Genomic DNA, 23,114 nt, shown 5'->3' with positions numbered 1-23,114 from the left:
AATTGATTTGATAGTCTTGGGTGTTTAAAGAAACTGATAGTTCAATGTCTTTTATAATTTTAATTTTTTCAATGTTATTGATTGATATTGTGGATAAACCATATCTAGAGGTGCGCCATCAGTACTGAATATGTTATTAATATTAACACCATCTGCTAATACCAAGGTATGTCTTGCTTTATTGCTGCGAATAAAAATGGCAGGAATATTTCTTGTATATTAATAGATTAATATTAGGTATAGGTGCTAAAAATTCTAAAAAACTTTTAGCCCATCTTTTATTAATATCATTTTCATTAAAGCTAAATGTTGAGACAATAGAGTTTACAATCGGATTATTGGTACGATATTCAGTATTAAGATAAATAGAAATAGGTCCTAAAACTGCATTTATACTAAGACTTGTGACAAGTGTTAATATAAATAAGATTTTTTGAATGATATCATCCTTCATGTAGTTAATAATTTTAGACTATGTATTAGGCTAATTTATTATGTAAAAAATATAGTTGCGTAGACAGTGTAAGATTTTCACCTACTTTTATAATCAAAATTAAGTACGAATTATAATATAGGGTAAACATTAGATAAGCCTAAATATCTGGGTTCTGATAAAATCATCTGACTTTAAATTTTATTAACAAGGAGTTTGTAAAGAAATGAGTCAAGTTTATAACTTTAGTGCTGGCCCTGCTATGTTACCAATACAAGTGTTAAGACAAATGCAAGACGAATTACTAGAATATGAAGATGTTAAAGCATCGATTATGGAAATTTCACATCGCGGTACAGATTTTATAGCAATGGCTCAAAAATCAGAACAAGATTTAAGAGATTTGATGAATATTCCTAATCACTATAAAGTTTTATTTTTACAGGGTGGGGCATCGGCTCAATTTTCAATGGTACCGATTAACTTACTTCATGGAAAAACTAAGGCTAACTATGCATATACAGGTCATTGGTCTAAAAAAGCAATTGCTGAAGGTAGTCGTTATTGTGATGTAAATATTTGTACGAATAGTTCAGATAATAAATATACTGATATTGATGTGTTTGAAAATTGGAATATTGATTCTGATGGTGCTTATTTGCATTATACTCCTAATGAAACCATTGCTGGTCTAGAATTTGATTATGTGCCAGAAGTAGATATACCATTGGTTGCTGATATGTCATCAAGTATTTTATCACGAGAAGTTGATGTGTCAAAATATGGTGTGATTTATGCAGGAGCGCAAAAAAATATTGGTATTGCAGGACTGACAGTTGTGATTGTAAGAGAAGATTTAATTGGTAATGTAGTTGCTAACCAGCCTATTTTATTTGATTATACAACACAAGCAAAAAACGATTCAATGTATAACACGCCATCAACATATTCTTGGTATGTGGCATCTCGTGTGTTTGAATGGCTTAAACAACAAGGTGGACTGAGCGTTATGGCTAAGATTAACCAAGCTAAAGCAAAAACACTCTATGACGTTATTGATGATTCTAATTTTTATTCAAATCCAGTAGCCTTAAGATATCGTTCTTGTATGAACGTTCCATTTTTATTGGCTGATGAAAATCTAAATAGTTTATTTTTGGAAAAAGCAGCTATTAATAATTTAATTACTTTAAAAGGTCATCGTAGTGTGGGTGGCATGCGTGCTAGTATTTATAATGCTATGCCCCAAAAGGGAATTAATAAATTAATAAATTTTATGAAAGTATTTGAGAAGGAAAACTCATAATGATTAAAGTTCTCACGCTTAATAATATTTCTTCGATTGGGTTAAATAAATTACCAATAGATAATTATAAAATTTCTTCGAAAATGAGTAATCCTGATGTAGTTTTAGTACGCAGTGCAAAAATGTATGATATGGAAATTAATGATAAACTAAAAGTTGTTGGCCGTGCTGGTGCAGGTGTTAATAATATTCCCTTGGATAAAATGAGTAATAAGGGTGTAGTTGTGTTTAATGCACCAGGTGCAAATGCAAATGCAGTGAAAGAATTGGTTATTAGTTCAATGTTACTTGCAAGTCGTAATATTTGCCAAGCTTGGTATTATGTTAATTGTTTGTCACTTGATAATTTAAAAACTGCCATTGAAGAAGGTAAAAAAAAATATGCTGGTTCTGAGCTACCAGGTAAAACATTAGGAATTGTTGGTTTAGGTGCAATTGGGGTAAAAATTGCTAATGCAGCACATGCTTTGGGAATGAATGTTATTGGTTTTGATCCTTTGATAACTATTAAAAGTGCATGGAAATTATCATCAGGTGTAGAACAGGTATTAAGTATTGATGAGCTATTTTCACGTAGTAATTTTGTTTCATTTCATGTGCCATTAGTTGAAAATACTAAAAATTTATTAAATAAAGAACGTATCGACTTATTACCAGAAGATGCAACTATTCTTAATTTTGCTAGAGATGGTATTGTTAATGAAGAGGCTTTAATGGTTGCGCTTAATAATGGTAAAGTTAAGTATTACGTAACTGATTTTCCAATTGATGATAAAAAAGATCACGATAGAGTAATTGCTCTTCCACATTTAGGTGCATCAACGGTAGAGGCTGAAGATAACTGTGCGATTATGGTAGTAAATCAAATAAGAGATTATTTAGAAAATGGTAATATTACTAATTCGGTAAATTTTCCAGAAGTATTAATGCCAAGAGCAGGTAAAAATAGATTAGCTATTACCCATAAAAATATTCCCAATATGGTTGGTCAAATTTCAACAACCATTGCAGATACTAGCGCTAATATTATTGATATGCTTAACAAATCAAAAGATAATATTGCTTATACTTTGGTTGATTTAGAACATGAAATTCCGGTTTCAATTGTTGATAATTTAAAACAAGTAAAAGGCATATTAACTGTTAGAGGCCTTTAAGAGACACAGTATGGGTAAAAGAACATTGTCAGAGCTACGTGATGAAATTGATGTATTAGATAAAAAAATCCAATTACTAATTGGTAATCGTGCGCAATTAGTCGCTAAAGTTGCACAAGTGAAAAAAGCATCAGATGATAGTAGTGTTTTTTACCGACCTGAACGTGAGGCACAGGTATTACGTTCAATTATTAAAAGAAATAACAGTTTATTAAAAGATAAGGACATGGCATATATTTTTCGCCAAATTATGTCAGCCTGTCTTGCATTAGAACAACCTTTAAATATTGCTTATTTAGGTCCTGAGGGCACTTTTACACAAGAGGCAGCGCTTAAGCATTTTGGACATAGTGTATCTACACTTGATTGTGTTAGTATTGATGAAATTTTTCATCAAGTTGAGAAGGGTAATGCGCATTATGGTGTTGTACCTATTGAGAATTCATCTAATGGCATGATTGGTGCAACGGTTGATATGTTATATTCTCAGAATTTGAAAATTTGTGGTGAGGTGGAAATTGCAATTCAGCATCAATTAATGAGTGCAAATCAGTCGCAAGGAATTACAGTTATTTATGCCCATTCTCAAGCATTGAATCAATGTCAACGTTGGCTAAATAATAATTATCCAAATACTGAGTTAAAATCAGTTGCATCAAATGCATTGGCTGCTTGTATTGTTAAAGATGAGGCGGGTGCTGCTGCAATTGCTTCAGAGGTGGCATTAGACTTGTATGGTCTAGAAAGAATTGCTAAAAATATTGAAGATAAAGCCGGAAATGTTACTCGTTTTTTAATTCTTGGTAAAGAAAATATTTCTACTTCTTTTGAAAATATTTCTACTTCTTTTGAAGGTAAAACTTCACTTTTAGTTGTGATTAAGCATGAGTCTGGTACACTTTGTGATTTATTGGAACCATTTAAACAACAAGGTATCAATATGATACAATTGGAAAAGCATCCAATTCCTGGCGTTAAGTGGGAGTATCTGTTTTTAATTGATATTGAAGGGCACAAAGATAATAAAAAAGTAAAACTAGCATTAGCAGAAGTAGCTAGTAGGGTGCTTAAAGTTAATGTGCTTGGTTCTTATCCTGTTGCTGTTTTATAAGGTAATTATCATATTAATGGTTATGAAAATATTAATTTTTAATAGGGTTGTTTTTTCTTTTTCGTATTTACATAACTCTTTCTTATTTGAAAGATTTTCGCTATGAATATTTGTTCAATAGGTAAGTTTCTAAAACCTTACCAAAGTACTAAATCTATTGCTATATTGTGTATTGAACTAAGACTAAAATATATCACTAGGATTGTTAGTAAAGAAAATTTTTTAGATGTTATACTTATAATACAGAAAGTTATATTTGAGATTTACAGTTATCCTCATGGTAATGGCTTTAAGTTAAAGCAATCACTTATCAAACATTTAAACTTTAACACTGATTCAATTACATTGAATAGTTCAAATGATTTTTTAGAAGCGTTAAAATTAGTCTTATGATAGATAGAATTTGTATTATTGGTGTTGGGTTGATTGGTGGATCTTTTGTTGCCGGACTAAAACAGACTAATCAGGTTAAAACTGTTATTGGTTTTTCTAGACAAGAGTCACATCTTATAAAAGCACAAGAAATGGGTATTATTGATGAGTATAGTTTAGATATATCACAAGTTCTCAAACAGGTACAAATGGTTATTATTGCAACGCCAGTAAATAGTTTTCAAGCTATTTTAGAGATGATTAAACCTCATATTGATGAATCGGTTATTATTTCTGATGTTGGTAGTACCAAGGGTAGTGTGATACAAATTGCAAAATTGGTATTTGGTCAAATGCCAGCAAAATTTATTCCGGCTCATCCAATTGCTGGCAAAGAAAAAAGTGGTATTGAAGCAGTTGATGCTCGATTGTTTAATCATAAACGCGTTGTTTTAACGCCAACAGAAAGTGCAGATATTCAGACAATAGCTATATTGAGTGGTTTGTGGAAAGAACTTGGTGCTAAAGTAGAAATTATGACTGATAAGAAACATGATGATTTATTAGCTATGACATCTCATTTGCCACATATGTTAGCATATGGATTGATGGATTATTTAATCAGTAATAATCCATATGCTTGTCGTTATGTAGCAGGGGGGTTTAAGGATTTTTCACGTATTGCCTCATCAGACGCATTAATGTGGCGTGATATTTGTATTAATAACCCTAAAGAAATTGTTAAGCATATTGAGGGTTATCAGAAAACATTAGAAAAGATATCAAACCTAATTAAAAATAATAAAGCGGAAGCTCTTGAAAAACTTTTTCAAGAGGCTAAGTCTGCACGAGATACTTGGTTTAGTAGTTAAAAATATGAGTAAATTTATTGCAAAGCCATCTAATTCTATGTATGGTAATTTAAAAGTTCCTGGTGATAAGTCTATTTCCCATAGAAGCATTATGCTTGGATCATTGGCCAATGGCGTTACTAAAATTAGTGGTCTTTTAGAGGGAAAAGATGTATTATCAACGTTACAAGGTTTCCAAAATATGGGGGTTAAGATTGAACGTAATGGTGACAGTGTTATTATTTATGGTGTTGGTCTTAATGGACTTAAAAAATCTTTAGTGCCACTTAATTTTGGAAACTCTGGCACATCTATTCGTTTAATATCTGGTATATTAGCAGCGCAAACATTTGATAGTGAATTATATGGTGATGAGTCGCTTTCAAAGAGGCCAATGGATAGGGTTATTAATCCTTTAATTCAAATGGGTGCTTTAATTGAAAGTAATGATGGAAAATTACCACTTAAAATTAAAGGCGGACAAAAATTACAAGGTATTCATTATGAATTGCCAGTAGCTTCAGCACAAGTGAAATCTTGTATATTGTTAGCAGGTTTGTATGCACAAGGCGAAACTTGTATTAAAGAGTCTATCCTTACACGAGATCACACTGAACGCATGTTAAAAGGATTAGGCTATAGAATAGATACTAATAAAAACAAAATATGCTTGATAGGCGGTGCTCGGTTAAATGCAACTAAAATACAAGTGCCAAGTGATATATCTTCAGCTGCATTTTTTATAGTAGCAGCATCAATTGCACCGCAATCAGATATAACTCTGATTGGTGTTAATGTTAACCCAACACGAACAGGTATTATTGATATTTTAAAGTTAATGGGCGCTAATCTAAGTTTATCAAATAAATGTGTAATTGGTGGAGAATTATTAGCCAATATTCGTATTCAATCAGCACAATTAAAAGGTATTCGTATCCCTAAGTATTTAGTGTCATTAGCTATTGATGAATTTCCTGTTATTTTTATTGCAGCTAGCTGCGCTAAGGGTGAAACTATACTAACTAATGCTAAAGAATTAAGAGTTAAAGAATCTGATCGTATTCAAGTGATGGCAGATGGTTTAAATATTCTTGGTATTGAAAATGAAATATTTGAAGATGGTATTAAGATCCAAGGTGGGGTTTTTTCAAAACCTAGTTCTACGATTAAATCTCATCATGATCACCGTATCTCTATGTCATTTGCTGTTGCTTCTTTAAGATGTCATTATGCTATTGAAATTGAAGATGTAGATAATGTTCAAACCTCATTCCCAAATTTTGTTGAACTTGCAAATCAAATAGGAATGAATATTAATTTAGTTAGTGCATAAAGTGTGACATTTTAATACAACAACTTTGGAAATAATTTAGATAACTTCTTCTTTTATTTTTATTATTCAGCTATATTATGATTGATTTCAAGCTATGTTATCTTGATTTTATCAATTATTCATATTTAATTAATGAATATGGATTTTCAACTGAAATAGTTATCATTTTAAAAATAAGTAAAATATTATAGATTTTGATTAATAAAATTTTAAGTATTGATTGTGGGATACAGTTGTTTTTAATTTATAAGACGGGTTTATATTTAAATTGATTTAAATATAGTCTTTCAATTTTTTGAAAAGTTTGATAAGATACTTAACAAAATGTTAATCAGATATAAATTTTAAAATCATAGTAGATTAACTTAATTATTACCAAAAATATTATTAATAGGTTTTGTATGGGTCTAGTTTTTGGTACTGTTACTAATTAACAAATCAAATGAAAAAATCATTAACCAATATCAGATTTTTTATTTTTGATAGAAGATGGATTAATAACCACCTTTTCGTTTAGTTTCAGGTAGTCCTGCAATTTTTCCTGCTTGCTTAGCGGGACCTTTTGGAAATAATATATATAATTCTTTAGTGCTTAACTTACCATTCCAATCATCTTTTAAACCTTTAACCATATTACGTTCATTAGGTTGGTTAGCGTTGTTGTTGATATACTCATTGCGTAAAAAATTAATTAATTTGAAGCTATCATCTGTTAAGGTAATTCCTTCTTCTTTTGAAAATTCTACTGCAATATCCTCATTCCATTCGTTAAGATCTTTTAGATAACCATTATTATCTCTTTCTAAATCAGCTAATGTCATTTCTTCTCCATACAATTAAAAATGTAATCATTATATAATAATACTTTTTGTTAATTCTCTTATTTTTATTATGACAATTGAAAACGCTGATTCTTTTTTTGCATGGGATGTTTCTTCATTTTTGGTTTTGTTTTTGGTGTTAGCTTTTATTATCGTGATTATTGATCAATTATTTTTTAATCATACAACAACATCAATTACAAGTAAAAGGAATAGACTAACTTTAGGGGGATTTATTTATTTTTTCTTGTTTTTACGTTTTAAAAAATCTGAAAAATATTTAAATCGTCCTAAAATAGTTCAGTGGTCAGCTGAATTTTTTCCAGTATTATTATTGGTATTTGTACTTCGAGGTTTTGTTATTGAACCTTTTAGAATTCCTTCCAATTCAATGATGCCAACCTTATTAACAGGTGACTTTATTTTGGTGTCGAAGTTTAATTATGGTGTGAGTATTCCAATATTAAATAAAAAAGTCATTGAATTTTCAAAGCCTGAAAGGGGTGATGTTGTTGTATTTAGATACCCTAATTATGAAAATAATTTAAGATACAAGGGTGCTGATTTTATTAAGCGCGTTATTGGCGTTCCTGGCGATAAGATAGTTTATTATTTAGATAATTTGTATGTTAATGGTGTAAAAATTAGTAGTGAAAATATTGGCATATATCAAGGTATTGAGTCTGGTTCAGCCATGACAGGATTTAAGAATAAGCGTGAATTATTAAATAATAATCCTCATAATATTTTGCTAGATCCAAAACATTCTTCTAAAGGTATAAAACTAACTGTACCAGAAGAACATTATTTTGTGATGGGTGATAATCGTGCTCGTAGTAGTGATTCCCGTTTTTGGGGTTTTGTACCAGAATCGTATATTATTGGCAAAGCATTTGCTATTTGGATGCATTGGGATAAATCTTTAAAACTTGATAGAATCGGTAGTTTTGATTAATTAATCTGATTGATAATATTATTTAATTTCAGTTTTTGAGATTTTTTTACTTAAAGCTTGTATTATTTTAAAATACATGATTTGTTTTGTTTAATAGTGTTGTTGTAATGTTTTTTCAGAGTCTAGACTGTTTTTGTAGAAGTGGTTTTCTAGCTAATCCATTCAATTCACAAACTAGTTTTTAATTTTTAGTTATATTAATTAACGTGTTTCTTAATCTTCACTAGTTTAAGTATATATAATAAATCATCAATTTTGCATAGTAAATTACATCTTATTTAAAACTTTTCTATTCTACTAATTTTACATTTATAACTATAATTGTTTAAACATTACACCTTGTGTAAAAAATATTAAAATAATACATGGTATTCATATTTAGAGTAATTAGTGTCATATTGAATTTAATAGCTATGATGATTTTACTCATCATTAATTTTTTTAGTTTGCAATAGGAAATGTAATTTTTATTTTTGGTTATTTATAATTGTTAAAGCTTTTAATAAATTCTTAGCTTCGTGTATAAAATAATCTTTTTCTAATTTCTTAATGATTGTTTTGTTTTGTTTTTGGGTACTTAATATTTCTTTAGAATAATTCTCAACTTCTAAATGACCATCAAGGTCTTTTTCTTTAGTTTCCATTATTGATTTTTCTACTTCATTTTGAAGATTAATATTTTTTAGTTCAATATCAGGAACAATACCTTTGGCTTGAATAGAACGCCCATTTGGGGTGTAATATCTGGCAGTTGTAAGTTTAAGTCCGTAACCTTCTTGAGATTCAAGAATTGTTTGAACTGAGCCTTTTCCAAACGAAGTAGTGCCCATAATAATAGCTCTTTTATGGTCTTGTAATGCACCTGCAACAATTTCTGATGCAGAGGCCGAACCTTCATTAATTAGTACAACGATAGGTAATCCTTGCATAATATCACCTGATTTAATTTTAAATTTAAGGTTTGAAATTGGAATTCTACCTTTGGTATAAACTACTATACCTTTTTTATCAAGAAATAAATTTGACACATCAACTGCACTATTAAGAACACCACCAGGATTATTTCTTAAATCAATAATTAATGAACTGAGTTGGGTGTTATTTTCTTTAACTAAGTCATTAAAAATCTGTTTGAGTAATTGTGCTGTTGGGTTTTGGAATCTAGAGATACGTATGTATCCAATATTCTTTTCCAATAAATATCCTTTAACCGAAATAATAGTAATTATTTCTCTAATAATATCAACAACAAATGGCTTTTTATTTTTACGCACAATGGTAATTTGAATATTGGTACCTGCTTTGCCACGCATCAATTCAACACTATCTTCTAAAGTCATACCCCGTACTACTTTATTGTTAATTTTCACAATTAAATCACCCGCTTGAATACCAGCTTTAAAGGCAGGTGTATCATCAATAGGAGAGATAACTTGAATAGCTTCATCTTTCATACCAATAATAATACCAAGGCCTCCAAATTTACCTGAAGCACTTTCAAGTAAGCTCTTTTGCTCTTTGAGTTCGAGGTAGGCTGAATGTGGATCTAACCCGCTCACCATACCTTTAATAGCATAGTTAAATAGTTTTTTATTATCAACATCATCAACATATAGTTTCTTAATATTACTAAAAACAGTTGTGAATATTTCTAAGTCTTTGAAAAAATCTTCTATTTTTTGTTTTTCAGTATCATTTTTAGCTAATGCTGGTGTATAAATACCCAAAGTTGTATAAAAAAGTGTTAAAAATAGTGAATATTTAAGAAAGTTTAAGAAAGTCATAATATAATCGTTTACTTATAAAAAGTTTAAATATAATACTGTGAAACCAATACTATTTTTTTAATTTTACTTGGTTTTGTTTTTAAAAAATGGAGAAAAAATGAGAAGATTAAATATAATTTTGTTAGCTTTTATGATGTTTATTTCATTAGGAGCCTCTGCAGAAAAAGTAGTACAAGATAGTAGTCCAGTTCAGGCGATACAAACGGCAATTATAAAACTTAATCAGTTAATATCAATGGCATATTCGCCAAAAATGCTTAATTTTTTTGTCGAAAAAGAGGTTGCACCACTGTTTGATTTTAACCACATTGCTAATGAAGCTTTTCTGGTGACTAATAATCGCTTAGGTGAAGAAGAAACTAAGTTTTTTGTTAATAGGCTAAAAGATAACATGATGACAACTTTATTAGCTAGATTATCCCAAGTTAATTCTACTTTGTTTCAATTTATATCTGCTAGACCAGTGATGAGTGATGCAATTGCAGTACGACTTAAAGTTAAAAGACATACTTCGTATGGAGGTATTTATCTTGACTTACTATTTCATCAAAATAAAGATAAACAATGGCAAATCTTTGATATTGTGTTTAATAACGATAGCTTAATCAACTTTTATCAAAAGATGATACTAATCAAAGTTAGACGATATGGTATTTATGGTATGTTGGGTAGACTTTAATTAATTATGGGTGAAATAGCATTATTAGAAAAAGAAGAAGATATTGAAAAAGCAACAAGAGCTTTAAAAGCAATGGCACATCCATTACGTTTAAAGATTTTATGTGCATTGAAGAATGATGAATTACCTGTATTGGAGATTGTAAACAAAGTTGGTTCTTCACAGTCTAACATTTCACAACATATTGATATTCTTAGAACTAAAAATATTGTCGAATCTCGGCGTGATGGTAATAGAATTTTATGCAAAGTTAAAGATACAAAGGTCCTAAAATTAGTGTCTAATATACAAGCAGTCTTCTGTTCTGAAGGGGTTTAATTTTAACAATTTTTATCTATACGCTCGTAGCTCAGATGGATAGAGTATTAGCCTCCGAAGCTAAATGTCGGGTGTTCGAATCACCTCGAGCGTACCATTATGGATACTAAATATGACCTATCCAATTATTAATCCAATTGCAATAGATTTGGGTTTTATACAAATCTATTGGTATGGAGTGATGTATTTAATAGCTTTTTTAGTGGCCTATTTATTGGCTAATTATCGTGTTAAGCAAAAGCAACTTAACAATTGGAATACTCAACAAATTGAAGATTTAATTTTTTATGGTGCAATTGGTGTGGTTAGCGGCGGTCGTTTGGGATATATGCTGTTTTATAATTTTTTAAATTTTTTATCGGATCCTATGTTAATTTTCGCCATTCAAGATGGCGGAATGTCATTTCACGGTGGTTTTTTGGGTGTGTTGTTGGCAATGGTTTTATTTAATAGAAAATATAATAAAACTTTTTTTACTACAATGGATTTTGTAGCACCACTTGTGCCTTTAGGATTAGGCTTTGGTAGAATAGGTAATTTTATTAATAGTGAACTATGGGGTCAAATAACTACCAGCCAATTTGGTATGTATATTGAACAAGAAAGTGTAAGTCGATATCCATCACAATTGGTTGAAGCGTTTTTAGAAGGATTAATTTTATTTGTTATTCTTTGGGTATTTAGTAATAAATTACGCCCGTCGATGTCAATTTCAGCATTATTTTTGATTTTTTATGGTTTATTTAGATTTATAATTGAGTTTATTCGCTTGCCAGATGTGCAGTTAGGTTATTTGGCTTTTGGTTGGTTTACCATGGGACAATTATTAAGTTTACCAATGATAGTAGTTGGTATTTCTCTATTGCGAAAAGCATATACTAAAAAGGAAATAATGTGAAACAGTACTTAGATTTTCTAAAGCTAGTTAAAAATATTGGAGTATATAAGACCGATAGAACTAATACAGGAACAACTAGTATATTTGGATATCAAATGCGTTTTGATTTATCCAATGGCTTTCCACTTGTTACAACTAAATACGTACACTTGCCTTCAGTTATATACGAGTTATTGTGGTTTCTTAATGGCGATACTAACATTAAATATTTACAAGATAATGGAGTTAGAATTTGGAATGAATGGGCAGATGAAAATGGAGATTTAGGCCCAGTTTATGGTACACAGTGGCGTCATTGGAAAAATACTAAAGACAAAAGTATTGACCAGATTTCGAAAGCGGTAGAGCAAATTAAAAATGCACCAAATTCTCGTAGAATTATTGTTTCAGCTTGGAATGTTGGTGAGTTAGAAAATATGGCATTACCGCCTTGCCATGTATTTTTTCAGTTTTATATAGCTGATGGAAAGCTATCTTGTCAGTTGTACCAAAGAAGTGCAGATATTTTTCTTGGTGTACCATTCAATATTGCTTCATATTCATTGTTAACTCATATGATGGCGCAGCAGTGTGATCTAGAAGTAGGTGATTTTATCTGGAGTGGTGGTGATTGCCATATTTATTCCAATCATTATAAACAAGTAGAAATACAATTATCTCGTACTCCAAAAGCACTAGCAAAACTTAAAATTAAGTATAAACCTGAGAGTATTTTTGATTATAGTTTTGAGGACTTTGAGTTTATAAATTATATATTTGATGCACCTATTAAAGCACCAGTTGCAATCTAAATCATTCATAAATATATATTGTAATACTTTATATTCTAAATTTAGAATATAAAAGGGATGATGAATGATACTTTTATTAGAGTAGAGAATTCTTCTTCTGTATTGCTAATCAGTTATCTGTATTGCTAATCAGTTAAATCTATTTTATTTCACATATTTATTTCTAATGACGTTAAATTTTTTATAGTTTAGTAGCTAAAAGTTATATAACGAAAGTTATTTTTAATTAATTTATCACAATAATAATAACCATTTTTATGAAAGTAAATTATTACATAATTATTATTCTTTATCTTCCTTTTTAAATCTTCAATCTTCAAAGAATTTATAAAATAAACTTTAAACCAAATAGGCACTTTATTAACCATTTTGAAGTCTAGAAAATTATTTTGCTTTTAAAGGTTTAATTATCAGTACTAAAATACTTTTAGTAAAAGTTAGATACTTGTGATATCTTTGTGGGGAATAAACAAGCCACAGCCTAATAATCGATAATTACCAAGGCCTTTTTTTTGTAGTGTTATTGATTCATATTTTTTTAGATCAGCCAGCATTAGAGAACGGGTATGAATAATCTGAGTATCAGTTTTAATGTGACTTTTAAGACCAGCTATCATTTTCTTAACAGAAATATCAAGTATTTTTAATTGTTCAAAAGAATCTTGTAAGAAATCATTTTCACTCATTGTTTCATTACAGACAATTTTTTTTGCGAATAGTATAGGCATATCACTGAGTAATCTAGGTTTTAAAAATTTGATAATTTTTATTTTATATTTATCTAAATATAGTGTTTTACCAAGTATCTGTTTTGTTTCATTAAGTTTATCTTTTGGCAATCTAATAATTAGTTTTGAGCGTTTGGAAGGGTAATAGAATCCATTTTTATGATTCTGTACCCAGCCATTACCATCAGCTACACTAATATTAAAGATACCAGCATCTACCTCATTAAGCCATGGTAAGTATTTAAGTAGCGCTTGTTCTAGTAAAAAACTATGATCAATAGGTAAAATATTAGAGAAGATATTAAACACTACATCTTGTATGGTTTCAGGCAGCGTAAAATATTCTTTTTTAGCTTCTTCTTGCCAAAACATAAAAAATCTTAAGTTATAATCAGAATGTATTATAAACACATTACTTGTTTATAAAACCTAATACAAAGTAATGAAAAAATTACAAAAAAAAATTAATTATCAATTTAAAGACTTATCTTTATTAAAACTTGCATTAACTCACCGTTCTAGGGGAAGAAACAATAATGAACGTTTAGAATTTTTAGGTGATAGTATTTTAGGCGTAGCAATCTCAAAAGAACTTTATCAGCGTTTTCCTTGTGTTGACGAAGGAAAGCTTTCCCGATTAAGGTCACACTTAATTAGAGGTAAAACCTTGGTGCAATTAGGTATTTCATTAGAATTATCAAAGAATTTGATTTTAGGTTATGGCGAGTTAAAAAGTGGTGGTTATAGGCGTGAATCTATTCAAGCAGATACTGTGGAAGCAATATTTGGTGCAGTGTTATTGGATTCAAATTTTGAAACTACTAATATGGTTATCTTAAGTCTTTTTAAAGTATTACTAGATAATATTAGTCCATATGATTCGTTAAAAGACTCAAAGACACAATTACAAGAATATCTACAAAAGCGTGGTAATATTTTACCAAAATACGAACTAATTGATACAACAGGAAAAGATCATAATGCAATATTTATGGTAAATTGTTTTTTAGAAGACCGAAGCCTACAAGTTAAGCAATCTGCTACAAGTATTAAAAAAGCAGAACAATTTTGTGCACAAATTTTATTAAATAAATTAAAAAATCATGATTAAAATAAACAAAAAAAATGCTAAATTAAACTTTAAGTCAGGTTTTATTGGAGTTGTTGGGAGACCTAATGTTGGTAAATCTACACTTATTAATGAATTAATTGGACGTAAATTATCTATCACTTCACACCGTCCACAAACCACACGACACCGAATTCATGCTATTGATACAACTGATGATTATCAAATGGTATTTGTCGATACACCAGGTATTCATATGGGGAACTATAAAGCTATTAATTCTTATATGAATAGAGTGGCCAGTTTAGCTATAATGGATGTTGATGTTATTTTATGGTTAATAGAAGTAGGTAAATGGACCAAAGAGGACTTGAGAGTTTTAGAACATATTACCCAGATAGATGTGCCAGTTATTTTATGTATTAACAAAATTGACAAACTTAAATCCAAGCAAGAGATGTTACCATTTTTGAATAAAATTTTTCAAAAATATCAACCAACAGATTTATTTCCATTATCAGCATTTAAAAAAAATGATATTTGTGTATTACGTGAATTAGTTTTGCAATATTTACCAAAACAAACTCTTTTTTTTGATGCTGATTATATAACCGACAGAAGTGAAAAATTTATTGTTGCTGAATTTATTCGAGAAAAACTTATGCGCTATTTAAAAGACGAGTTACCTTATGATTTAACCGTTGAAATTGAACAGTTTGAACAAGATAGAAATTTACAACTAATTGCTTCCCATATTTTTGTTGATAAAGCTTCACAAAAAAATATTGTTATTGGTAATAAAGGTGCAATGCTAAAATTAATTGGTACTGAAGCACGAAAAAGTATTGAGGGGTTTTTAGATAGAAAAGTATTCCTCAAACTTAGGGTTAAAGTTAAACAAGGATGGTCTGATGATAAACGTGCACTAGTTTCATTAGGGTATGATTAAAGTTGAATTAGCACTGCTGTTTTTCTGATTTATAATTACTACTTGATTTTTGTCTGTAATTTTGGTAAATTTTTCACTTAGTTGACAGATGGGCTAATAGGGTTAAAAATCCATATTCAAATGTTTTAATATTTAAGTATTCTATTTGTAGAAAATAGTGAGTTAAAAGTGATAATACATTAGTTAATTGATATTAAACTGTAACAGAATTAATTTAAATAATTATGATTAATATTAACTTAAAGTAGGATTTATACCTAATTTTTTTGGTAAAATATTGAGTAATTGATTTACCACTTGCAAAAAAAATTTATCATGGTTTCAATGAACAACTATTACATTCACTTTTAGGTGATAAATCCTTAAAAGTAGGTCTTTATTTTTTATTAAACCATAACAAACAATGGGTATTTATTTAGGTATTAACATTGATCATATTGCTACCATTAGGCAAGTTAGAGGAACGAACTATCCCTCTCTGGTAGAGGGGGCTTTATTATGTGAAAAATCAGGTGCAGATAGTATTACTTTACATTTACGAGAGGATAGACGTCATATCCAAGATGCCGATGTTGAAATTTTGCGTGATAAGTTAACTACAAAAATGAACTTGGAAATAGCAGCAACGGATGAAATGATTGCCATTGCTAGTAAAATTAAACCTCAAGATTGTTGCTTGGTGCCAGAAAAACGCGAGGAATTGACTACTGAAGGCGGACTAAACGTAACATCTCAAATTTCTAAAATACGTGATATTTGTATTCAACTTAAAATGTCAAATATTATTGTTTCTTTATTTATTGATGCACAAAAAGATCAAATTGATGCAGCTAAACAGTGTGGTGCAGCTGTAGTTGAACTCCATACTGGTCATTATGCTAATGCAACTAATGAGGCGCAATTAATGGAACTTGAAAGAATTAAAATTATGGCAACCTATGCACGTTCTATTGGGTTACAAGTAAATGCAGGACATGGATTAACCTTAGGAAATACAACTAATATTGCTAAATTACCTGAAATTGTCGAACTTAATATTGGCCACTCAATTATTTCCAGAGCAGTATTTGTGGGTCTTGGAACTGCAATCCAAGAGATGAAAAATTTAATGATTGATGCAAGACAATGATTTATGGTGTGGGGGTTGATATTGTCAATATTGAACGTGTTGAACGTATATTAAGTAAAAATAAAGAAGGTTTTGTTAAACGTGTACTATCTGAATATGAACAAGTTTTGTTTGTTAAAAAAGGCGATAGTAGTACTTATTGTGCTAAGCGTTTTTCCGCTAAAGAGGCTTTTGCAAAAGCTTTGGGTATAGGTATTGGTAAGATTGTCAGTTTTCAAGATTTGACTATTCGCAATAATAAACAAGGTAATCCCTATTTTATTTTCAGTGAAAAGTTGTGTTTGTATTTGGTGGATAAAAATATTAAAAAGGCACATCTTAGTTTATCAGATGAAAAATTTAACGCTATGGCATTTGTAATTTTAGAAACATAGAATTAATTTATATATTGACCAAAACCCGCTTTATAGGCTTCATTCTTAGTTTCAATGCAACCAAATTTTTCTGCTGTTTGATAACTAGATATCGCTAGTAGCTGTTGTTCCAGTATAGGAATAGGGATTTTGTTCATTTTAAAGCGTTTTAATCCTTTGTTCATTCGTTGAAATCCTGCTGAATTCAATCCTGAACAGTTTTCATTGTAGTATTTAACTGCGCCAACAATTACTAGCATTTCGTTAGGTGATAGGGATAATGCACTAAAATTGCTAGTAAGAAATAGAAGAGTGAGTATTATTTTCATTTTTTAGCTACCTATATAAGTTTTTATGGTTTATTTATCGATTTTTGATAATAAGATAAATAATTTACACTCACATCGTCTTTAAGTTTGTATGTTTTTGTAAGGAGGTTGTAGACTATACCAGTCATTCCTTTAAGAGATAGGGACGATGCTCTTGCCCATTTGTCTATCTCGCTAGGTTGAATAAATCTATTCCAGTCATGTGTACCTTGAGGTAAGAGTTTTAGGATATATTCTGCACCGATAATTGCAAATAAATAGGATTTAGCATTGCGGTTAATGGTCGAAAAGAATACTTGTCCGCCAGGTTTAACTAATTCACCACAAGCTTTAATAATTGAACCTGGATCTGGTACATGTTCTAGCATTTCTAAGCAGGTAATAATATCAAATTTTTTAGTGTTTTGTCTAGCAAATTTTTCTACATAATTTTTTTGATAATCTACTTCTAAACCTGATTCAAGTAAATGCAATTTGGCAACTTCTAAGCTTTCTTCTGCCATATCAATGCCTGTTACAACTGCTCCCTCTAAAGCAAAAGATTCTGTTAATATACCACCTCCACAGCCAATATCAAGGATTTGTTTATCCTTGAGTGGATAATTATATTGTTGTTTGATGTAATTTAGTCTGAGTGGATTAATATCATGTAGGGTTTTAAATTTAGAGTTTTTATCCCACCAATGTGATGCGAGAGTAGCGAATTTATTAACTTCTTTAAAATCTATGTTGCTCATAATGTCTGGGTAAAAATTAAAACTTCTTCGACATGACCATTAACTTTAACTTTATCCCAATGTTTAAGGATATTACCATTAGCATCAATTAAGAAAGTAGATCGAACGATACCCATATATTTACGACCTATAAACTTTTTAAGTTGCCAAACGTTAAATAATTCGCATAAATTGCCACTAATATCATCGATTAACTCAAAAGGAAAATTTTGTTTGGCTTTAAATTTTTCATGTTTAGTTAAATCATCTTTTGATACACCGTAAATTATTGTATTAGCATCTAAAAATGCTTGATGTTTATCTCTAAAATTTTGCCCTTCAGTAGTACATCCTGGAGTAGAGTCTTTAGGATAAAAATACAATACAATATTACGTCCTTTAGCATCAGGAATACTTATTTTTAAATTGCTTGTAGCGGTACAGGTAATTGGTTGAACTTTATTCATGACTGTATAATAATATACTTAAAAAGATCTATTTTATCATATGAAAAACATTCGTAATTTTTCAATTATTGCTCATATTGACCATGGAAAATCAACCATTGCTGACTGTTTTATTAAGTTTTGTGGTGGTTTGAGTGATCGAGAAATGTCATCTCAAGTGTTAGATTCTATGGATATTGAAAAAGAACGAGGTATTACTATTAAATCGCAAAGTGTTACGCTTGATTACCATGCTAAAAATGGCGAAACTTATCAATTAAATTTTATTGACACGCCTGGTCATGTGGATTTTTCTTATGAAGTATCTCGTTCACTTTCTGCTTGTGAAGGAGCTTTATTGATTGTTGATGCATCACAAGGAGTGGAAGCCCAAACAGTTGCAAATTGTTATACTGCATTAGAACAAGGTTTACAAGTTGTGTCTGTACTTAATAAGATTGACCTTCCAGCAGCAGATCCTAAACGTGTAATGGATGAAATTGAAGATGTTATCGGTGTTGAAGTACATGATGTGGTTCATGCTAGTGCTAAATTAGGTATTGGTATTGAAGATATTTTAGAACAAATTGTAGAAAGAATTCCCACTCCAAAAGGTAATATTAACGCACCAATTAAGGCTTTGATTATTGATTCCTGGTTTGATAGTTATTTAGGCGTAGTATCTTTAATTCGTATGATTGATGGTGAGATTAGAACTAAAACTAAAATAAAAATTTTCTCAAATGGAAGGGAATACATTGTTGATGAAGTGGGAGTGTTTACTCCAAAACGTAAAAAAATAGATAGTTTAAAAGCAGGAGAAGTTGGATTTTTAATTGCTAATATTAAAAATATTGATGGTGCTCCAGTAGGAGATACGATTACTAGTGCTAAAAATCCTATATCAGAGTCTTTAGATGGGTTTAGACCAGTGCAACCTTGTGTATTTGCAGGTATTTTTCCAATTTCTGGTAAAGATTATGAGAAATTTCGTGATGCTTTGGCAAAACTTCGTCTAAATGATGCGGCTTTACAATACGAACCTGAAAGTTCAGATGTATTAGGTTTTGGCTTTCGTATCGGATTTTTAGGCTTATTACATATGGATATTGTTCAAGAGCGTCTAGAGCGTGAGTACGATCTTGATTTAATTATCACTGCACCGACTGTTATTTATGAAATTCTTGATACTAAGGGCATTGTCCATAAAGTAGATAGCCTATCAAAAATGCCAACTAATCAAAGTATTTCTAAATTTAGAGAGCCGATTATTACAGCAAAAATTTTAGTGATTAGTCAATATGTGGGGGCGGTAATGAATTTGTGTATTGAAAAGCGTGGCATACAAAAAAATATCATCTATATGAGTAGGCAAGTATCTCTTATCTACGAATTACCATTAAATGAAGTGGTTCTTGATTTTTTTGACAGATTAAAATCAGTATCAAGAGGTTTTGCTTCCATGGATTATCAATTTGAACGTTATCAAGAATCTGATTTGATTTGTTTGGATGTTATGATCAATCAAAAACCAGTAGATGCGTTAGCACTTATTATGCATCGATACGATTCTGTGCGTAAAGGAAAAGAGTTGGTTGAAAGAATGAAAGAGCTTATTCCAAGACAAATGTTTGATGTTACTATTCAAGCTTGTATTGGCTCTAAAATTATTGCACGTTCAAACGTGAAAGCACTTAGAAAGAATGTAACTGCTAAATGTTATGGTGGTGATGTTTCACGCAAGAAAAAGTTACTTGATAAGCAAAATAAAGGTAAAAAACGTATGCGTAGTGTTGGTAGGGTGGATATTCCTAAGGAAGTATTCTTAGCTATTTTACATATTAATTGATAACAAATATGTATTATAATAATAACTTTACTCATTTTGTAAGAATTGATAATGATATAATAAATTATCTTAATTCTCTTCAAGCTATTAAGCTAATTGTCATAGCAAATGTTAATTCTAGTTTAATTCCATTAAAATTATTCGCTAAATAGCTCAAACATAGAAACTATGGAGGCTACACAAGAATTATAAAATTAAAAGTTAGTAGAGTTAAATCGTCATGTAATAAACTAGTTGTTAAAATATAATGTTTTATGTTAGTTTTTTATTTATATTAGTTTTTTTAAATTCAATTTAAAAAACTTAGAAAGTTATCAATGCTTTGATTTAAAATCTATTGTCAAGGTAATTTAATTTTCTAAAAAGCAATAAAAATTATAGTAAGAATAAAAAAATACTACTGTCTCAAAAAATTTTTATATCGATCTTTTTTGAAAATTATATCAAGTTTAATTTATTATTTATTTCTATTGAACTTAAATTTGTTAGTTACAGTAACCTACTCTAGGTCAAAAGTCTTTCTAAAACAAATTTGGAACCAAAATAAGCAATAACTAAAATACCAAAACCAAATTGTGTGCTAGTAATGGCTTGTTTTCCACGCCAACCGAAAACTTTTCTGCCAAAAACGAGTATGGCAAAAATAATCCATGCAATAATTGAAAGAGTAGTTTTATGTATTAAGTGTTGAGAAAATATATCTTGTATAAAAATAAAACCAGAAAGGAGTGACAAGGTTAATAAATAAAAGCCAATTCTAAGGATTTGAAATAGTAGTGCTTCAATAGTTTGTAGTGCTGGAAGTTTATTAATAAAATTATTAATTTTTCTTGCATGTAAATGCTTTTCTTGGATATTTAACAATACAGATTGGCATACTGCTAGAGCTAATAAAGCATAAGCAGTTATTGATAATAATACGTGTAAAGCAATATTTATCGGGATAACTTTGTTTATTGTATCTGGAAAGGTGATGCTAAAGGCTAACGTGAATGCTGCTAATGGATAAATCAATATTCCTAATACGTGTATAGGCTTAGACAAGGAAGATAAAAATAATAAAACAGAAATTAACCAAGTAACAAATGAGGCGCTATTTGCTAATCCAAAAATAATGCCTTTATCACTCCAAAAATGGCTAAAGGTGAGCGCTTGTACAATTATGGCAAAACTGACCAATAAGAAAATAGTTTGTTGATGTTGTGGTTCATTTATTACAAAATAACGTATTAGTAAAAAGGTTGCAGCGAAATACAAAGCTATTGCCAAGCAAGATAAAAGCATAATTAACTTTTGAATTAATATAAAGTACTATAATACGATACTTTAGTTATATTTATTTAAAAAATGTTTGATAATTTAACCGATCTTCTACAAAATAGTTTTAGAGTTTTACAAGGAAAGAATAAACTATCTGAATCTAATGTTAAAGAGGCGATTCGTAAGGTACGTCATGCACTGCTTGAGGCAGATGTTGCACTTGAAGTAATCAAGGTATTTTTAGACAAAGTTCAAATTAAGGCATTAGGAGTAAAGGTTGGACAAGGACTAACACCATCACAAACATTTATTAAGTTAGTTGAAACTGAATTAACTAAGATTATTGGAGGTAAAGTAGAATCGCTTGATTTAAAAACTCAGCCACCAGCCATTATCATGGTAGCAGGATTACAAGGTGCGGGTAAAACTACTTCAGTCGCTAAGATTGCATTTTATTTAAAACAACGTGAAAACAAAAAAGTATTAGTAGTTAGCGCTGATGTTTATCGTCCTGCTGCTATTGAGCAGTTAGAAGTATTATCTAAACAAATCGAGGTAGATTTTTTCACATCAACAATTAATGATAAACCTTCGGATATTGTGGCTAATGCTAAAAAATATGCACAAAAACAGTTTTTTGATGTTTTATTAATTGATACTGCAGGTCGTTTGCATATAGATGAACAAATGATGAATGAAATTAAAATTTTGCAGAGAAAAGTAGATCCAATTGAAACTTTATTTGTAGTCGATTCTATGATGGGTCAGGACGCTGTACATGCTGCTAAAGTGTTTTCTGATGCATTACCATTGACAGGTGTGATTCTTACTAAAACTGATGGAGATGCTAGGGGAGGGGCGGCATTATCTGTACGTCATATTATTGGTAAACCAATAAAATTTTTAGGTGTTGGTGAAAAAATTGATGCACTAGAGCTATTCCATCCAGAGCGCGTAGTTTCTCGTTTACTTGGTATGGGGGATGTGTTGTCGTTAGTAGAAGAGATTTCACTTAAAGTTAATCATAAAAAGGTGCAAAAGTCTTTCCAGAAAATGACCAAAGGTCAATTTGATTTATCTGATATGCGTTATCAACTTTTGCAAACGGAAAAAATGGGTGGTATAGAGGCCATTATGGATAAACTTCCAGGTTTAGGTAAAATTCCCCAAAATGTTAAAAATCAAATAGTGACTGGGACCGAAATCAAGAAAATGGTTGCTATCATTAATTCTATGACACCTAAAGAGCGTAGTTATATTAGTTTAATTAAAGGTTCACGTAAGACACGTATTGCTAATGGTTCTGGTACGAATATTCAAGCAGTCAACAAACTAATTAAACAGTTTGAAAAAATGCAAAAACAAATGAAAAAGGTGGGCGGTGGAAAGATGCAAAAAATGATGGCTAAAATGGTAGATAGAGATGGCATACCTGATTTTTCTAAAATAAAAAAATCTAAATATTAGTAGTAAT

The 23,114-nt window shown here is 30.0% G+C and carries 23 protein-coding genes and 1 tRNA gene; 17 read left to right on the top strand and 7 right to left on the bottom strand.

The features are described 5' to 3' along the window. Positions 1-659 precede the first annotated feature (659 nt). The 5 genes from serC (at position 660) to aroA (ending at position 6,563) form a co-directional block, all read left to right on the top strand. On the top strand, positions 660-1,739 hold the full coding sequence (gene serC / locus HUW60_RS02915) for a 3-phosphoserine/phosphohydroxythreonine transaminase (RefSeq protein WP_190600056.1): 1,080 nt from the start codon (positions 660-662) through the stop codon (positions 1,737-1,739). Beyond that, positions 1,739-2,896: a phosphoglycerate dehydrogenase gene (locus tag HUW60_RS02910; protein ID WP_190600055.1), complete on the top strand. Its 1,158-nt coding sequence runs from the start codon at positions 1,739-1,741 to the stop codon at positions 2,894-2,896. Before serC ends, HUW60_RS02910 begins: the two co-directional genes overlap by 1 nt. A 10-nt stretch (positions 2,897-2,906) precedes the next feature. Next, entirely contained in the window at positions 2,907-4,007 is a 1,101-nt protein-coding gene (gene pheA / locus HUW60_RS02905) for a prephenate dehydratase (RefSeq protein WP_190600054.1), read from the top strand. 389 nt (positions 4,008-4,396) lie between these two features. Then, entirely contained in the window at positions 4,397-5,251 is an 855-nt protein-coding gene (locus HUW60_RS05070; RefSeq protein ID WP_190600053.1) for a prephenate dehydrogenase, read from the top strand. A gap of 4 nt (positions 5,252-5,255) precedes the next feature. Then, the gene (gene aroA, locus HUW60_RS05065) at positions 5,256-6,563 is read left to right on the top strand and encodes a 3-phosphoshikimate 1-carboxyvinyltransferase (protein WP_190600052.1); all 1,308 of its coding nucleotides are present in this window, start codon (positions 5,256-5,258) and stop codon (positions 6,561-6,563) included. Positions 6,564-7,057: 494 nt separating this feature from the next. On the opposite strand, the gene HUW60_RS02890 is transcribed toward aroA, so the two are convergent. Next, entirely contained in the window at positions 7,058-7,384 is a 327-nt protein-coding gene (locus tag HUW60_RS02890; RefSeq protein ID WP_190600051.1) for a TusE/DsrC/DsvC family sulfur relay protein, read from the bottom strand. Between the two features lie 70 nt (positions 7,385-7,454). Between HUW60_RS02890 and lepB the strand changes: the two genes are divergently transcribed. Then, positions 7,455-8,339: a signal peptidase I gene (lepB, locus tag HUW60_RS02885; RefSeq protein ID WP_190600050.1), complete on the top strand. Its 885-nt coding sequence runs from the start codon at positions 7,455-7,457 to the stop codon at positions 8,337-8,339. Positions 8,340-8,806: 467 nt separating this feature from the next. Here the strand turns inward: lepB and HUW60_RS02880 are convergent, their stop codons facing one another. After that, a complete protein-coding gene (locus HUW60_RS02880) occupies positions 8,807-10,123 on the bottom strand; it encodes a S41 family peptidase (protein ID WP_190600049.1) in 1,317 nt (438 codons plus the stop codon). A 100-nt stretch (positions 10,124-10,223) separates the two neighbouring features. On the opposite strand from HUW60_RS02880, the gene HUW60_RS02875 reads away from it, so the two are divergent. The 5 genes from HUW60_RS02875 (at position 10,224) to HUW60_RS02855 (ending at position 12,812) form a co-directional block, all read left to right on the top strand. Further along, entirely contained in the window at positions 10,224-10,805 is a 582-nt protein-coding gene (locus tag HUW60_RS02875) for an ABC transporter substrate-binding protein (protein ID WP_190600048.1), read from the top strand. A 6-nt stretch (positions 10,806-10,811) separates the two neighbouring features. After that, positions 10,812-11,123 (top strand): ArsR/SmtB family transcription factor, encoded by a 312-nt coding sequence (locus HUW60_RS02870; RefSeq protein WP_190600047.1) that lies wholly within the window; start codon positions 10,812-10,814, stop codon positions 11,121-11,123. Between the two features lie 20 nt (positions 11,124-11,143). Then, positions 11,144-11,220, top strand: a tRNA-Arg gene (locus HUW60_RS02865). Between the two features lie 15 nt (positions 11,221-11,235). Continuing rightward, a complete protein-coding gene (lgt, locus tag HUW60_RS02860) occupies positions 11,236-12,021 on the top strand; it encodes a prolipoprotein diacylglyceryl transferase (RefSeq protein WP_190600872.1) in 786 nt (261 codons plus the stop codon). Beyond that, on the top strand, positions 12,018-12,812 hold the full coding sequence (locus tag HUW60_RS02855; RefSeq protein ID WP_190600046.1) for a thymidylate synthase: 795 nt from the start codon (positions 12,018-12,020) through the stop codon (positions 12,810-12,812). The genes lgt and HUW60_RS02855 overlap by 4 nt, the downstream gene beginning before the upstream one ends. Positions 12,813-13,249: 437 nt before the next feature. Here the strand turns inward: HUW60_RS02855 and HUW60_RS02850 are convergent, their stop codons facing one another. Next, positions 13,250-13,912 carry a type I-MYXAN CRISPR-associated protein Cas6/Cmx6 gene (locus tag HUW60_RS02850; RefSeq protein WP_190600045.1) on the bottom strand — a complete coding sequence of 221 codons (663 nt, stop codon included), beginning with the start codon at positions 13,910-13,912 and terminating at the stop codon, positions 13,250-13,252. Positions 13,913-13,982: 70 nt separating this feature from the next. Between HUW60_RS02850 and rnc the strand changes: the two genes are divergently transcribed. The 4 genes from rnc to acpS all read left to right on the top strand — a co-directional run bounded on the left by rnc (position 13,983) and on the right by acpS (position 17,061). Beyond that, the gene (gene rnc, locus HUW60_RS02845) at positions 13,983-14,651 is read left to right on the top strand and encodes a ribonuclease III (RefSeq protein WP_190600044.1); all 669 of its coding nucleotides are present in this window, start codon (positions 13,983-13,985) and stop codon (positions 14,649-14,651) included. Beyond that, the gene (era, locus tag HUW60_RS02840; protein ID WP_190600043.1) at positions 14,644-15,558 is read left to right on the top strand and encodes a GTPase Era; all 915 of its coding nucleotides are present in this window, start codon (positions 14,644-14,646) and stop codon (positions 15,556-15,558) included. The genes rnc and era overlap by 8 nt, the downstream gene beginning before the upstream one ends. A gap of 403 nt (positions 15,559-15,961) precedes the next feature. Then, positions 15,962-16,687: a pyridoxine 5'-phosphate synthase gene (pdxJ, locus tag HUW60_RS02835; RefSeq protein ID WP_190600042.1), complete on the top strand. Its 726-nt coding sequence runs from the start codon at positions 15,962-15,964 to the stop codon at positions 16,685-16,687. Beyond that, positions 16,684-17,061: a holo-ACP synthase gene (gene acpS / locus HUW60_RS02830; RefSeq protein WP_190600041.1), complete on the top strand. Its 378-nt coding sequence runs from the start codon at positions 16,684-16,686 to the stop codon at positions 17,059-17,061. The genes pdxJ and acpS overlap by 4 nt, the downstream gene beginning before the upstream one ends. Positions 17,062-17,063: 2 nt before the next feature. On the opposite strand, the gene HUW60_RS02825 is transcribed toward acpS, so the two are convergent. Genes HUW60_RS02825 through HUW60_RS02815 form a run of 3 tightly spaced genes read right to left on the bottom strand, consistent with a single transcriptional unit; the run spans position 17,064 to position 18,552 of the window. Beyond that, positions 17,064-17,369, bottom strand: coding sequence for a hypothetical protein (locus HUW60_RS02825; protein WP_190600040.1), 306 nt, complete (start codon positions 17,367-17,369; stop codon positions 17,064-17,066). A gap of 23 nt (positions 17,370-17,392) precedes the next feature. After that, positions 17,393-18,106, bottom strand: a complete 714-nt coding sequence (gene ubiG / locus HUW60_RS02820) for a bifunctional 2-polyprenyl-6-hydroxyphenol methylase/3-demethylubiquinol 3-O-methyltransferase UbiG (RefSeq protein ID WP_190600039.1) — start codon at positions 18,104-18,106, stop codon at positions 17,393-17,395. Continuing rightward, a complete protein-coding gene (locus tag HUW60_RS02815; RefSeq protein ID WP_190600038.1) occupies positions 18,103-18,552 on the bottom strand; it encodes a peroxiredoxin in 450 nt (149 codons plus the stop codon). Before HUW60_RS02815 ends, ubiG begins: the two co-directional genes overlap by 4 nt. 40 nt (positions 18,553-18,592) lie before the next feature. Between HUW60_RS02815 and lepA the strand changes: the two genes are divergently transcribed. Further along, positions 18,593-20,380 (top strand): translation elongation factor 4, encoded by a 1,788-nt coding sequence (lepA, locus tag HUW60_RS02810; protein WP_190600037.1) that lies wholly within the window; start codon positions 18,593-18,595, stop codon positions 20,378-20,380. 504 nt (positions 20,381-20,884) lie between these two features. Here lepA and HUW60_RS02805 read toward each other — a convergent pair. Further along, positions 20,885-21,664 (bottom strand): cytochrome C assembly family protein, encoded by a 780-nt coding sequence (locus HUW60_RS02805; protein WP_190600036.1) that lies wholly within the window; start codon positions 21,662-21,664, stop codon positions 20,885-20,887. 63 nt (positions 21,665-21,727) lie between these two features. Between HUW60_RS02805 and ffh the strand changes: the two genes are divergently transcribed. Further along, entirely contained in the window at positions 21,728-23,107 is a 1,380-nt protein-coding gene (gene ffh / locus HUW60_RS02800) for a signal recognition particle protein (RefSeq protein ID WP_190600035.1), read from the top strand. The last annotated feature ends 7 nt before the right edge of the window (positions 23,108-23,114 follow it).

The sequence above is a fragment of the Candidatus Vesicomyosocius sp. SY067_SCS001 genome (assembly GCF_014706615.1).
GTDB lineage: Bacteria > Pseudomonadota > Gammaproteobacteria > PS1 > Pseudothioglobaceae > Ruthia.
The sequence above is the reverse complement of the archived record's forward strand: the minus strand, read 5'-3'. Positions and strand labels throughout refer to the sequence as shown.